The sequence below is a fragment of the Bradyrhizobium sp. OK095 genome, assembly GCF_900109945.1.
Lineage (GTDB): Bacteria > Pseudomonadota > Alphaproteobacteria > Rhizobiales > Xanthobacteraceae > Bradyrhizobium.
This window is the reverse complement of sequence record NZ_FOBX01000003.1, coordinates 384,334-396,797: the sequence shown is the minus strand read 5'-3', so window position 1 is coordinate 396,797 and position 12,464 is coordinate 384,334. Positions and strand designations below refer to the sequence as shown.

15 protein-coding genes are annotated in these 12,464 nt (G+C 65.2%); 4 read left to right on the top strand and 11 right to left on the bottom strand.

Annotated elements, in window-relative coordinates:
- Positions 1 to 4 precede the first annotated feature (4 nt).
- Both BMW89_RS10800 and BMW89_RS10795 read left to right on the top strand, forming a co-directional pair.
- The gene (locus tag BMW89_RS10800; protein WP_092025614.1) at positions 5 to 1,336 is read left to right on the top strand and encodes a TROVE domain-containing protein; all 1,332 of its coding nucleotides are present in this window, start codon (positions 5 to 7) and stop codon (positions 1,334 to 1,336) included.
- Between the two features lie 114 nt (positions 1,337 to 1,450).
- Positions 1,451 to 2,791 carry an RtcB family protein gene (locus tag BMW89_RS10795; RefSeq protein WP_092025610.1) on the top strand — a complete coding sequence of 447 codons (1,341 nt, stop codon included), beginning with the start codon at positions 1,451 to 1,453 and terminating at the stop codon, positions 2,789 to 2,791.
- 42 nt (positions 2,792 to 2,833) lie between these two features.
- On the opposite strand, the gene BMW89_RS10790 is transcribed toward BMW89_RS10795, so the two are convergent.
- The 4 genes from BMW89_RS10790 to BMW89_RS10775 all read right to left on the bottom strand — a co-directional run bounded on the left by BMW89_RS10790 (position 2,834) and on the right by BMW89_RS10775 (position 5,192).
- Positions 2,834 to 3,181: a carboxymuconolactone decarboxylase family protein gene (locus BMW89_RS10790; RefSeq protein WP_092025607.1), complete on the bottom strand. Its 348-nt coding sequence runs from the start codon at positions 3,179 to 3,181 to the stop codon at positions 2,834 to 2,836.
- Between the two features lie 3 nt (positions 3,182 to 3,184).
- Positions 3,185 to 3,706, bottom strand: a complete 522-nt coding sequence (locus tag BMW89_RS10785; RefSeq protein WP_092025604.1) for an RNA polymerase sigma factor — start codon at positions 3,704 to 3,706, stop codon at positions 3,185 to 3,187.
- A complete protein-coding gene (locus BMW89_RS10780; RefSeq protein WP_092025601.1) occupies positions 3,703 to 3,912 on the bottom strand; it encodes a YgaP family membrane protein in 210 nt (69 codons plus the stop codon). Before BMW89_RS10780 ends, BMW89_RS10785 begins: the two co-directional genes overlap by 4 nt.
- Positions 3,913 to 4,007: 95 nt before the next feature.
- Positions 4,008 to 5,192: a serine hydrolase domain-containing protein gene (locus BMW89_RS10775; RefSeq protein ID WP_092025598.1), complete on the bottom strand. Its 1,185-nt coding sequence runs from the start codon at positions 5,190 to 5,192 to the stop codon at positions 4,008 to 4,010.
- Positions 5,193 to 5,438: 246 nt separating this feature from the next.
- On the opposite strand from BMW89_RS10775, the gene BMW89_RS10770 reads away from it, so the two are divergent.
- Positions 5,439 to 6,002: a hypothetical protein gene (locus tag BMW89_RS10770; protein ID WP_092025595.1), complete on the top strand. Its 564-nt coding sequence runs from the start codon at positions 5,439 to 5,441 to the stop codon at positions 6,000 to 6,002.
- Between the two features lie 28 nt (positions 6,003 to 6,030).
- Here BMW89_RS10770 and BMW89_RS10765 read toward each other — a convergent pair whose 3' ends face one another.
- From BMW89_RS10765 to BMW89_RS10750, 4 genes are all read right to left on the bottom strand, one after another.
- A complete protein-coding gene (locus tag BMW89_RS10765) occupies positions 6,031 to 6,723 on the bottom strand; it encodes a GNAT family N-acetyltransferase (protein WP_092025593.1) in 693 nt (230 codons plus the stop codon).
- A gap of 4 nt (positions 6,724 to 6,727) precedes the next feature.
- Positions 6,728 to 7,075, bottom strand: coding sequence for a Lin0512 family protein (locus tag BMW89_RS10760; protein ID WP_092025591.1), 348 nt, complete (start codon positions 7,073 to 7,075; stop codon positions 6,728 to 6,730).
- 218 nt (positions 7,076 to 7,293) lie between these two features.
- Entirely contained in the window at positions 7,294 to 8,958 is a 1,665-nt protein-coding gene (locus BMW89_RS10755; RefSeq protein WP_092025588.1) for an acetolactate synthase large subunit, read from the bottom strand.
- A gap of 270 nt (positions 8,959 to 9,228) precedes the next feature.
- Positions 9,229 to 10,122, bottom strand: a complete 894-nt coding sequence (locus tag BMW89_RS10750; protein WP_092025585.1) for a LysR family transcriptional regulator — start codon at positions 10,120 to 10,122, stop codon at positions 9,229 to 9,231.
- Between the two features lie 103 nt (positions 10,123 to 10,225).
- Between BMW89_RS10750 and BMW89_RS10745 the strand changes: the two genes are divergently transcribed.
- Positions 10,226 to 10,444, top strand: a complete 219-nt coding sequence (locus BMW89_RS10745; RefSeq protein ID WP_092025582.1) for a tautomerase family protein — start codon at positions 10,226 to 10,228, stop codon at positions 10,442 to 10,444.
- Between the two features lie 4 nt (positions 10,445 to 10,448).
- On the opposite strand, the gene BMW89_RS10740 is transcribed toward BMW89_RS10745, so the two are convergent.
- The 3 genes from BMW89_RS10740 to BMW89_RS10730 form a co-directional block, all read right to left on the bottom strand.
- On the bottom strand, positions 10,449 to 11,093 hold the full coding sequence (locus BMW89_RS10740) for an O-methyltransferase (protein ID WP_092025579.1): 645 nt from the start codon (positions 11,091 to 11,093) through the stop codon (positions 10,449 to 10,451).
- Between the two features lie 8 nt (positions 11,094 to 11,101).
- The gene (locus BMW89_RS10735) at positions 11,102 to 11,728 is read right to left on the bottom strand and encodes a PadR family transcriptional regulator (RefSeq protein WP_092026304.1); all 627 of its coding nucleotides are present in this window, start codon (positions 11,726 to 11,728) and stop codon (positions 11,102 to 11,104) included.
- Between the two features lie 127 nt (positions 11,729 to 11,855).
- Positions 11,856 to 12,407, bottom strand: a complete 552-nt coding sequence (locus BMW89_RS10730; RefSeq protein ID WP_092025576.1) for a carboxymuconolactone decarboxylase family protein — start codon at positions 12,405 to 12,407, stop codon at positions 11,856 to 11,858.
- Positions 12,408 to 12,464 lie beyond the last annotated feature (57 nt).

The window sequence follows — 12,464 nt, the reverse complement described above, 5'->3', positions numbered from 1 at the left end:
CGTCATGGTCAGGCTCAACAAGATCGTTCGCGCCTTCACGCGTGAGGGCGCGCGCGCCATTCGCTTCACGCCCGAGATGGAGCTGAAGCGCGCGCTGATGAACTGCCTCCTGTGGGAGAACCAGTTCTACGAGGACGGCGTCTCCATCGCCGACCGCATCAAGGCACTCGTGCCCAAGGTCGCCCCTGCCCGCGTGGCGCAGCTTGCGATCGAGGCGCGCGAGGTGATGAAGCTGCGGCACGCGCCGCTGCTCGTCATCCGCGAGATGGCGCGCAGCGAAAAGCACCGCGCCCTCGTTGCCGACACGCTCGCCCAGGTGATCCAGCGCCCCGACGAGATGACGGAGCTGCTCGCGATCTACTGGGCCGATGCACTCGGTCCTCAGCAGCAGCGCAAGCGTCAGCCGGTCTCCGCGCAGGTCAAGAAGGGCCTTGCCCGCGCGCTGACCAAGTTCGACGCCTACCAGCTCGCCAAGTGGGACCGCGACGGTGCGGTGCGGATCAGGGACGTGCTGTTCCTGGTGCACGCCAAGCCGAAGGACGCCGACCAGGCCAAGGTGTGGAAGCAGCTCGTCGACGGCGAGCTCGCCTCCCCCGACACCTGGGAGGTCTCGCTCTCGGCCGGCAAGAGCAAGCGCAAGCGCGAAACCTTCGAGCGGCTGATCGCCGAGCGCAAGCTCGGCGGCCTGGCGCTCCTGCGCAATCTGCGGCTGATGCAGAACGCAGAAGTCCCGCGCGAGACCATCGCAGGCGCAATCGAGGCGATGCGGACGGATCGTATCCTTCCCTATCGCTTCATCACGGCGGCGCGCTATGCGCCGGACTTCGAGCCCGAGCTCGAGGCTGCGATGCTCAAGTCGGTCAAGGATCACGTTCGGCTCCCGGGCCGTACCAGGCTCCTGATCGACGTGTCGGGCTCGATGTTCGCGGCCCTCTCCGCGCAGTCGGAAATGACGCGCGCGGAGGCGGCGTGTGGCCTGGCCATCCTCGCACGTGAGATCTGCGACGAGGTCGAGATCTTCACCTTCAGCAATGAGGTCGTGAAGGTCCCGCCCCGCCGCGGCTTCGCACTGCGGGACGCGATCATCAACTCGCAGCCGCACGGTGCGACCTATCTCGGCAAGGCTATCGCCGGGATCGACCGCAAGGGCGATCGCCTGATCGTCTTCACCGACGAGCAGAGCCACGACCAGGTGCCCGAGCCCAAGGCGCGCGGCACCATGGTGAACGTGGCCTCGTATCAGCACGGTGTCGGCCACGGCGCCTGGACCCGCGTCAACGGCTTCTCCGAGGCCGTGGTCGCGTGGATCGCGGCGTCCGAGACGGCGCGCAACTGATGCGCAACGACAACGGCCCCGGACGCAAGACGCGCCCGGGGCTCTCGAAACCTCTGAAATGATCCGCACGCTTCTTTTATGGTAGGCGTGGGATGCAATGCAGGACACACGACCATGCGACGATCCGATCCCTACATGGAACGCGCCCGCGAACTCTGCCTCGCCGCCGGCGTCGATCCCGACTCGCGCGTCGGCGAAGGACGCGGCCAGCCGGCCTGGTGCTCGTACCGGGACGCTGCACGCAAGGAGCACCTCGCCCGCGAGGCCAACGCCACCGCGAGCGAGATCGCGAATTTGCGTCCGCAGGCCGCCCGGTTCCAGAATGCACCGCTGAAAATCTTCGGCCCGCACGAGGATTCGACCGTGGCGCAGATGCGCAACTGCATGGCGGTCGGCAATGTCGTGTCCGGCGTGATTTGCGCCGACGGCCATCTCGGTTACGCCCAGCCGGTCGGCGGGGTCATCGCATATGAGAAGCAGATCAGCATCTCCGGCGTCGGCTTCGACATCGGTTGCGGCAACATGGCTGCGAAGCTCGACACGCGCTTCGACGACATCGCAGGCCGCGTGCCCACGATCATCCGCGACGTCGCCAAGGTGATCTCGTTCGGTGTCGGCCGCGCCAACGTCGAACGGGCCGAGCACGATCTGTTCGACGACGGCGATGCCTGGCGCGAGAGCGACATGGAGGCCTACCGCCAGAAAGCGGTGAGCCAGCTCGGCACGGTCGGATCGGGCAACCACTATGTCGACCTCATGCGCGACGAGGACGGCTTTGTCTGGATCGGTGTCCACTTCGGAAGCCGCGGTCTCGGGCATACTTCCGCGACGCGTTACCTCAAGGCCGCCGGCGGCAAGGACGGCATGCACGTCCCGCCCGCCGTGGTTGACGAGGAGTCCGAGCTCGGCCGCCGCTACATCGCGGCGATGCAGCTCGCCGGGCGCTACGCCTATGCGGGCCGCGAATGGGTCGTCGATCGCGTCCGCCAGATCATCGGCGGCAGCGTCACCGAGAGCGTGCACAACCACCACAACTATGCCTGGCGTGAGACCCACGACGGGCGTGATCTGTGGGTGGTACGCAAGGGCGCGACGCCGGCGTTTCCCGGCCAGAAGGGATTCGTCGGCGGCTCGATGGGCGACGACGCCGTCATCCTCGAAGGCGTCGACAGTCCGGAAGCCAGGGCCTCGCTCTACTCGACCGTGCACGGCGCCGGCCGCATGTTCGGACGCAAGGAAGCGAAGCGGCGCTTCTCGCGCCCGGAGATGGACCGCTGGCTCAACGAGCGTGGCGTCACCTTGATCGGTGCCGACCTCGACGAGAGCCCGATGGCCTATCGCCGCTTGCCCGACGTGCTAGCGCAGCACGCCGGCACCGTGCGGGTGCTGCACACGCTGCGGCCGTTCGCCGTCGCCATGGCGGGCGAAGGCGAGTTCGATCCGTGGAAGGATTGACGCAAACAGTGGGCGGGAGGCGATGCCTCCCGCCTGCATCATCTATGTTTCACCATCACCTTGATTTTTCTCGAACAAACGCTGCGCCAGCAGCGCATGGCCAAGTGTGCCGCCGGCGCGCACGGCTGCCGCAATCAGCGCTGCCTCGGCCACCTCCTCGCGCGTCGCGCCGGCCTTGGCCGCTTGCGCCGTATGGACGTCGAGGCAATAGGCGCATTGCGTGGTGAGCGCGACCGCGAGCGAAATCAGCTCGCGATATTTCGGTGGGATCAATCCGTCCTTGCGCTCGACGGCATGATTGAACGCGATGAACGCTTTGGCCTCGACCGGAGCCAGTGCCACGAAGGCCGGAATCGATTTCAGATCGTCGGGGGTTTGATAATCAGTCATGGCTCACCTCGTCAGATATTCGCGCATCAGGGCGCGGGCGCGGTGCAGGCGTGCCTTGACGGTCTGCCTCGACGCACCGAGTGCAGCAGAGATTTCCTCGATGGTCATTTCCTTGACGTCCCGCATCAGCGCGACATCGCGATAGTGCGTCGGCAGCGCCTCGAACGCCGCGGCCACGTCGAGCCGCAGTTCGACTTCCGGGCGCGACAGCAGCAGCGCCTCCGCCTCCCCTTCGTTGATCGCCGGCGCAAGGCCGGCCCTGCGCGCGAGCCGCAGGCATTCACGACGGACCACGCTGAACAGCCAGGCCGAGAGCGCCAGCATCGAGCGGATGCTGCCAACATGGCGGAACAGGATCCACAGCGCCTCTTGCGCGGCATCCTCGGCATCCGCCGAACTGCGGCAGGTCGCGCGTGCATAACGACGAATGTCAGGCTGCGCCGTCTCCAGCAGGGACGCGATCGCCTGGGGATCGCCGAGCCGCGCCGCCTCGAACAGGTTGGGCGAGATCGCAACCGCACTCACGACACTCCCCCTCGTCCGATCCCGGCCATCGCGCACATCGGGCAGTAGCCGACGAGCCCCGTCAGCGCGAAGCCACCGCCGCCGAGCGCCACCAACCACGCCGCCGCGCCGGTGAGATACACGAACGCGGCAATCGCCACCGCAATCCCTGCGGCGACCCGCACCGCCTGATGCAGGCCGCCGATATTCTTCCGATAGAATGCCATCAAATCCTCCGACGCGAGCCGAGGCGGACTGCCTCGACCAACAAGAGGACGCGACGGCCGGAAAGGATTCGCGGAGGCCGGCATTTTTTTCGCGATCAGCCGCCGACCGCCTGGTAGGCCAGACGCTTGAACTCGAAGAAGAACGGATTCCAGAAGCCCATGTGGCGCTGGGCCATCAGCACGCCGGCGGTATTGGCCTCGGGGCAAATCCACCAATGGGTGCCGGCAAGCCCGCCCCACTGGAATTCGCCGGTTGAGTTCGGCGGATCGAACGGCATCGGCGCAAAGGTGACGGCACCGCCGAGGCCAAAGCCCTTTCCGGGGATCGGGCCGAGATTGGCAAAGCGGATGGCCTGCCCCGCGGGCAGCTGGTTCGTCATCATCTGCCGCAACGTCTCGGGCTTCAGCAGCACATCCGATCCCGGCAGCAGCGCGCGCACCAGCGCGAGCATATCAGGCAAGGTCGAGACCAGGCCGCCGCCGCCCGACAGCCGCGGGAACGGCCGCCGATAGGCCTGCGGATACGGCAGATTGTCGGCGCGCGTCAGGCCCGGCTTCATCGGATCGAGCACATCGGCGCCGGTGTAGTGCGCAACCAGCCTGCCCTGCTGCGCCTCCGGCACGTGGAAGCCGGTATCAGTCATGCCGAGCGCATCGAAGATGCGCGCCTTGAGGAAAGAATCGAGCGACTTGCCCGAGACGACCTCCACGACGCGTCCGAGCACGTCGGTCGCCACCGAATATTCCCACCCTGTGCCGGGATGATAGGACAGCGGCAGATCGGCGAGCTTGTCGATCATGTCGGTCAGCGGCGTCAGCGGATTGAGCACGCCGGCTGCGTTGTAGCCCTTGAACAGCACCGAGCCGGGATCGAAGATGCCGTAGCTGAGGCCGGAGGTGTGGGTCAGGAGCTGCCGGATCGTGATCGGGCTGTTCGCCGGCTCGACATCGGCAAGGCTTGCCGCGCCTTGTTTCAGCACCTTGCGATTGCCAAGCTGCGGCAGGAATTTCTCGATCGTGTCATCTAGCCCGATGCGGCCCTCCTCGACCAGCAGCATGATCGAGCACGTGACGAAGATCTTGGTGTTGGAGTACGCACGAAAAATGTGATCGGGCTGGAGTACGGTTTTGGCCTCGCGGTCGGCGAAGCCGACGCATTGCTGGTCGACCACCTCACGCCCGCGCAGCACCGCCCAGGACGCGCCGGGGATGATCTCCGCATCGACATAGCGCTGCATCGCCGTCCGCACGGCGGAAAAATCGGTTGCCCTGGCGTCCATGAATTGGTCCCTCCCCGAGTTGGTTGAGATGGATATAGCGACGAATCGGCTGCGGGGAAGCCCGTTCGCAGGAGGCTCCGGACGCGTCGGAAAACCCACATTTTTGTTTCACCGCGTGTTCGTCCCGGGCGCGAGCAACACAACGAAAAGCGCTGCAACCTTTGCGGAAAGACCTCATTAATCGCGCGACCTTTAGCCTCACCCGCATGTTCTGCGTATCTTCATTTTCACCAGGGGTGACCAGCAATGACCTCGATCTCTGCAACGACCACTAACTCCTACTCCCCGCTCGACCGCCTCAAAAGCGAGCTCACCAAGGAAGTCTCGGCGGGCACGATCAGCTCGAGCGACGCATCCGCGCTCTCCTCCGCGCTCGACGACATCGATTCGGCGATGAAGAGCGGCGCGTCGAGCTCGAGCTCCAGCTCCTCGTCGCCACCCTCGTCGGACGAGATGCAGTCCAAGATCGACGACCTCATCCAGGGCGAGGTGTCGAGCGGCAAGCTGACCAGCGACCAGGCCAGCGAGTTGAAGAACGTGTTCTCCAACACCCTCTCCAATAGCACAAATGGCGCCGGTGGCCCGCCTCCGCCGCCGGATGGAAGCAGCGACTCATCGAGCACGAGCAGCACGGACTCAACATCCTCGACCGATTCCTCCTCGAGCTCGTCTTCCACCACCACCGCGGAGCTGATGAAGGAGTTGATCGCGATGCTTCAGAGCGCGACCAGCCAGTCGACTTCCTACAGCTCCAGCGGCAACTCCAACTCGTCTTCGGCGAGTTCGCTGCTCGTCGATTACAAGACCTGAGGCCTGCGGCCCGGCGCAATCCGGGCCATCATCCCTGCTTCATGAATGCCGTGACGTGCAGGCGGCGGCGAATCCGCATGCCCTGCCGCTGATAGAGGGCGATGGCAGACGCATTGCTGGAAAACACGTGCAGGAACGGAATCTCGCCGCGCGCCTCGATCTGGCGCGCGACGGCCGAAAGCAGCGCCTGCGCGTAGCCGCGGCCGCGGTGATCGGGATGCACGCAGACCGCCGTCATCTCAGTGAAATTGCCCGGCTTCATCCGCTCGCCGGTCATCGCGACCAGCTCGCCGCCGGCTCGGATGCCGAGGAATGTTCCGAGCTCGTGCGTCCGCGCGGCGAACGGCCCGGGCTTGGTCAGCGCAGTCAACGCCAGCATCGCGGGAACGTCCGCCTTGCCGAGCGTGACGATCTCGACCTCGCGAAGCGGACTATCGGCCGGCGAGCCGATCATCTGCTCGCCGGTCTCGGCCAGTACGACCTTGAAGCCGTCGGGAACGATAACCGGCTCCGGCGTGAACAGCGCGGCGACCTGCGAATCCGGCAGGAGATCGCCGAGCGCGGCAAAGCTTGCCGCCGACATATCGACCATGTCGGCAAAGGGAGTCATGTCCACGGGATAGCGCATCGCGCGCGGCCCGCCCTCCGCCAGATGCTTCTGGCTCGTCGTCAGCGCGCTCCAGATCGGACGATCCAGAAGCCGCTCATCGCTGTCGGACACCGGCCTAGTCCTTCTCGAAGCTGACGATGACGGCCGCGTTAGCGATGAGGATAGGGTCGTTAGCCTGTTCCGCCGCCGAGGGAATCTCCAGCCCGCCCTTGACCGCGTTGACGGTCACGGTGCCGTAAGGAAGCTCCTTGGCCACCGCCTCCTTGTCGACGGCTTCGGGATTGGGTACCGCGATCGTGACGTCGACGAACATGTCGTTCGCGGTCTTGCCGATCATCCGGAAGAAGCCGAGGCTCGAATGCCTGATCGCATCCGACACCGCCCGCTTCGCCGCCTTGGTGGCGTCCCTGCCGTGAACGTCGACGCCCATGCCCATCTCGGTGATACAGCGAACGCGAGTCATTTCATATTCCTGTGGTTGGTTGGATGATGGGAGTGTGAGTGATCGAGGATCGCGAGACAAGTGCTCCCCTCGTGTCCCGGACGCGCTGCAACGCTTCAGCGTTGCTGCGCAGAGCCGGGACCCAGAAAGCCGCAGAATTTGCTGATGCATGGGCCCCGGCTCTGCAGCGCACCGCCGAAGGGGCGCTGCGCTGCGTCCGGGGCACGAGACCTTCGTTCTCACGCCTTCGCCTTCTCGTGTGCCCGCAGCTCATCGACCAGCACGCGCACATTCTCCGAATAGTCGATCGGGATCACGACCAGATGCACGCCACCTTCCTTGAAGGCCGCATCCAGCGTCGGGCCAAAACTGTCGATGCTCGCAATGCGATGGCCCTTGGCGCCATAGGCTTTTGCGTACAGCACAAAATCCGGATTGCCAAAGGTCATGCCATAGTCGGCAAAATGATCGACGGCCTGCTTCCAGCGGATCATGCCGTAGGCGTTGTCCTCGAGCACCAGCACGACGAGGTTGAGCTTGAGGCGAACGGCCGTCTCCATCTCCTGGCTATTCATCATGAAGCCGCCGTCGCCGGCAACCGCGAGCACGCGGCGATCGGGATAGAGCATCGCGGCCATCATCGCCGACGGCAGCCCTGCGCCCATGGTCGCCAGCGCATTGTCGAGCAGCAACGTGTTGGCAACGCGGGTGCGGTAGTTGCGCGCGAACCAGATCTTGTACATGCCGTTGTCGAGCGCGACGATGCCGTTCTCGGGGATCACCTGGCGGATGTCGTGCACGATCCGCTGCGGCGTCGGTGGCCAGCGCTCTTCGGTGGCGCGGTCGGCAATATGACTGAGAATCTCTTCCCTGAGCGGCAAGAGCGCCGCGGCCTGCGGCAGCTTGCCTTCAAGGCGATCGGCCAGCAGCTCCAGGCTCGGGCCGACGTCGCCGACGACCTCGGCATCGGGAAAATAGACCAGCTCCACGCTCGCCGTGGTGTAGCTGACGTGAATGACCTTCGGCCCTGACGGTCCCATGATGAAGGGCGGCTTCTCGATCGGGTCGTGGCCGATCGCCACGATCAGATCTGCGGCATCGATCGCGTCATGGACATAGTCGCGCTCGGACAGCGCCGCCGTGCCCATGTAGAGATTGGTGCCGCCGGGCACCGTGCCCTTGCCCATCTGGGTCGTGAAAAACGGAATGCCGGTCCGCCGCACGAAGCTTGCGATGCCGTGGGTCGAGCTTGGCCGGCTGGTTGCGGCCCCCATCATGACCAATGGACGCTTTGCAGCCAAAATCATCTCGGCCGCACGATCAAGCGCGGCGCGATGGGCGACGGGGATTTCGATCGGATGGACCGGGATCACGGGAGCGTAAGGCACCTCGTCGCCCGCGATGTCCTCGGGCAGCTCGAGATGCACTGGTCCCGGCCGCTCCTCCATCGCCACGCGGAAGGCGTCGCGCACCACAGTCGGAATGCTGGAGGCGCTGATGATCTGCCGCGACAGTTTTGTCAGCGGCTTCATGGTCGCGACCACGTCCACGATCTGGAAACGTGCCTGCCGGCTGCTCATGATCGGCTTCTGGCCGGTGATCAGGATCATCGGCATCGCGCCGAGATGGGCATAGGCAGCTCCAGTGGACAGGTTGAGCGCGCCGGGGCCGAGCGTGGAGAGACAAACACCGGGCTTGCCGGTCAACCGCCCGTGCGTGGCGGCCATGAAGGCGGCGGCCTGCTCGTGGCGAGTCAGGATCAGCTCGATCTTGGAGGTGCGCAGCGATTCGACGAGATCGAGGTTCTCCTCGCCGGGCACGCCAAAAATGCGGTCGACGCCTTCATTCTCGAGCGCTGCGACAAACAGGTCCGATCCCTTCACCTTGCGCTCCTGCCCACTCATATCGCCTCCCGGTCGCTGCTGGCTCCCGTGTTCCGGGAGCGCGCGCATGGTAACGGCTCGTGGCCGGGGCACAACTCACAAAGAGGGGCGCATGGTAGGCCCAGCGTGACACTATTCGTTCCGTCATTGCGAGCGCAGCGAAGCAATCCAGAGTCTCTCCGCGGGTGCATTATCGTAGCCCGGATGGAGCGAAGCGTAATCCGGGTTTCACGCTCGCCGACGCAACGGTCCCGGATTGCGCTTCGCTCCATCCGGGCTACAAATCCATACTTACAGCTTCGCCTCGGCAAAGATCCCGGATATCCAGTCGAGGAACACGCGCAGGCGCAGCGCGAGCTGGCGGTTTTGCGGAAACAGCGCGGAGAGCGGCGTCGGCGACGGCGGGTAATCCGCGAGCACCTCGACCAGCGCGCCGCTGGCGAGATCGTCCGCGAAGCGATAGCGGGGCGCCTGGGCAAGGCCGAAACCGAGCCGCGCGAGATCGGCCATGGTGTCGGAATTGTTGACGCGAAGGCGGCTCGGCAGCACGACGTGGCGAAGCTCGCCTGCGACGGAGAATTCGAGCGGCAGCACATCGCCGGTACGCGAGGAGACGAAGGCGACCATCTGGTGGCCGTCGAGCGCATCAGGCGCCACGGGCATGCCGTGGCTGGCGATATAGGCCGGGCTCGCCACCGTGATCTCCGCGATGGTGCCGAGCCGGCGCAAAATCATCCCGCTGTCCTCGGGCTCGCCCGAGCGGATCACGCAATCGATGCCTTCGCGGACGAGATCGACCAGGCGGTCGCCCTGCCCGATCTGCAGTTCGAGCTGCGGATAGCGCGCCAGAAATTCCGGCAGATGCGGCAGGATGAAGGTGCGGGTCAGCAAGGGATGCGCGTCGATGCGCAAGAGACCGCGCGGCCGCGCGTCGCGCATCGCGGTTTCGGCTTCCTCGACCTCCGCCAAGATGGCAACGCAGCGGCGATAATAGTCCTCGCCGTCGAGCGTCGGCGTGACGTGCCGCGTCGTCCGCTCGAGCAGGCGCGCGCCCAGCCGCGCTTCGAGACCGCGCAACACCTCGCTCGCCGTCGAGCGGGGAATGCCGAGGTCGGCCGCCGCAGCCGTAAAACTCTTCCGTTCGACGAGGCGGACGAACAGGCGCATCGCATCAAATCGGTCCATGGCGATTGTTCACCACAGCCGACAGGTCATGGCAAGTCTCGCGCGATTATCCGGCAGCGGCGATCCGGTATCTCTCGGGTCCAGTCAATCGAGGAGAGTCAGCATGCCGTTCGCCAACATCAAGATCCCGCAGGCCGCGCTGTCACGGAGTCAGAAAGCCGAGATCGTGCAGCACCTCACCGCGTTGTTCGTCGACTATTTCGGAGAAGCGGCGCGGCCGCACACGATGGTGCTGATCGAGGAAGTCGGCGACGGCGGCTATGGCCGCGCCGACGAGGTGTTCATCGTTCCCGACGCGTATCGTGCCAGCGATGGCGCCTGACGGCTCACCCCACCTTCAACGACAATTCCGTGCCTCCCTTGAGCGGCAGCGTCATCGAGACGAAGCCGTTTTGGGGATCGCGGATGAAGTCGAGATAGTCGGGCTCGGCATTGTCGTTCATGACGTAGCCGCCGACAAGCAGCTGCGGCGCGACGATCTCGATCACCTCGCGCGCCAGCGAAGGACCTCCCTCGCCCGGCCAGCCATCGATCAGCACGAAGTCGACGGGGCCGCCGAGATCGCGCAAGGTTTGTCGTGCATCGCCCTCGCGGATCTCAGCGTAGTCGGCAAGGCCGGCGTCAGTGAGGTTGCGCTTTGCGGTCTCGACCTTCGCCGGCACGATCTCGGAGCCGATGACAGTGCCGCCGCCATTGTCGCGGATGGCGGCGGCGAAATAGAGCGTGGACAGGCCGACGGAAGTCGCGAACTCGGCCACGCGCGTGGCGCGCAGGCCGCGGCAGAGCAGATAGATCAATTCACCCTGCTCGGGATGGATCGAAAATCCCTGCTCGGCATAGGCGTGGGGATCGCGGCTATTGAAAGCGCCGCGCGGGCCCCCGCCTGATGGACGCTGCCGCGCGCCTTGCAGGCGCGCGAGCACGGCTTTCACGCGGGGATCTTGAATCGGGCTGTGAGGCTGATCATTCATGTCGAACCTCACTTGCCGAGGATTTCAACGGCTGCGCGATCCAGGATCGCGGCGATGCGACGCGCCTCGGCGGAATCGCTGCCGTGCCTGGAGCGCAGTGCGCGCTTGAGGTTGTGGCGGGCACGGTGCAATTCGTCGGAAGCGTCCGTATCGAGATCGCTGACGCCGGCAAAGGCCTCGCGCACCTCGTCCATGCGGCGGCCGATCCGCGACAACGCTTGCAGGATTGCATCCGCCGTCGAGCGGTTCTCGGCAAGATACGCCTCGCCCTGCGGCGTGATGCTGTAGAGCTTGCGGCCGCCATCCTGCGCGACGCTGCTGTGGCCGACTTCCTCGAGATAGGTCAGCGCCGGATAGATCACGCCCGGGCTCGGCGTGTAGAAGCCGTCGGACCGCTCCTCGATGATCTTGATCAGCTCATAGCCATGCGCCGGTTTTTCCGCGAGCAGCGCCAGGATCACGAGTTGGAGGTCCTGCGAGGATAGCCGCCGCGCGCCGGGAAAATCGCCGCCCGGGCCGCGCCCGAAGAAGCCATGCCCGCCGCGGCCAAAGCGCCGCCCTCCGCCGTGCCGGCCCATGGCCAAGTGGGCGAAATGCCCGAAATGGAAGTCTTGGTGGTCTCGTCCGTGTCGCATATCGTAAGTCCTTTTGTAAAACATATCTTACGATATAATTTGCGATAGGATGGCCGCAACCCACAAATCCGTGATCGGGGACCTCTGCGCCGATCACGGCGGGACCAGCGCCGCCGGCGGCGCAGCGTTACTCGGCGGCTTCGCTGTGGGGCACGCCCTGCTCGACTTCGAGCTGAAGAATGTCGTTGAAGCGGTTGAACGCGCCGCACAGCGCGATACGCCAGGTCAGCTCGACGATCTGAGCTTCCGAGAAATGGGCGCGCAGGCGGGCGAAGATCTCGTCGCGGGTCTTGTTCCAGTTATTGGTGACCGCGATGGAATACTCGACGACGAGCCTGTCCAGCTCATCGAGCTCGGGATGGTCCTTGTAGTCGACGAGGTGCGCCGCGCCCTCCTCCGACACGCCCTGGATTGCCAGCTTTGGCGCGTGGTGCGAGACGCAATAGTCGCATTTGTTGAGCAGCGAGACCGTCACCAGCGCCAATTCCAGATGGCGCTTCGACACATTGCCTTCTTCGGCGAGGTCGACCAGCAGCGACCACATGTGCTTGAAGATCGGCGCGCGATGCGCCATGACGCCGGCTTGGTTCTCGAACGCACCGTAGGTCGTCATCTTGTCCCACAGCGGCCTCAGCGCCTCCGGCAGATCGTCCCTGGTCTTGATCGAAACGCGCGACATGGCAATTCATCCCTCGTTGGCGGGCGCATGCTGCCATAACGGCACGTCCATGTCCCA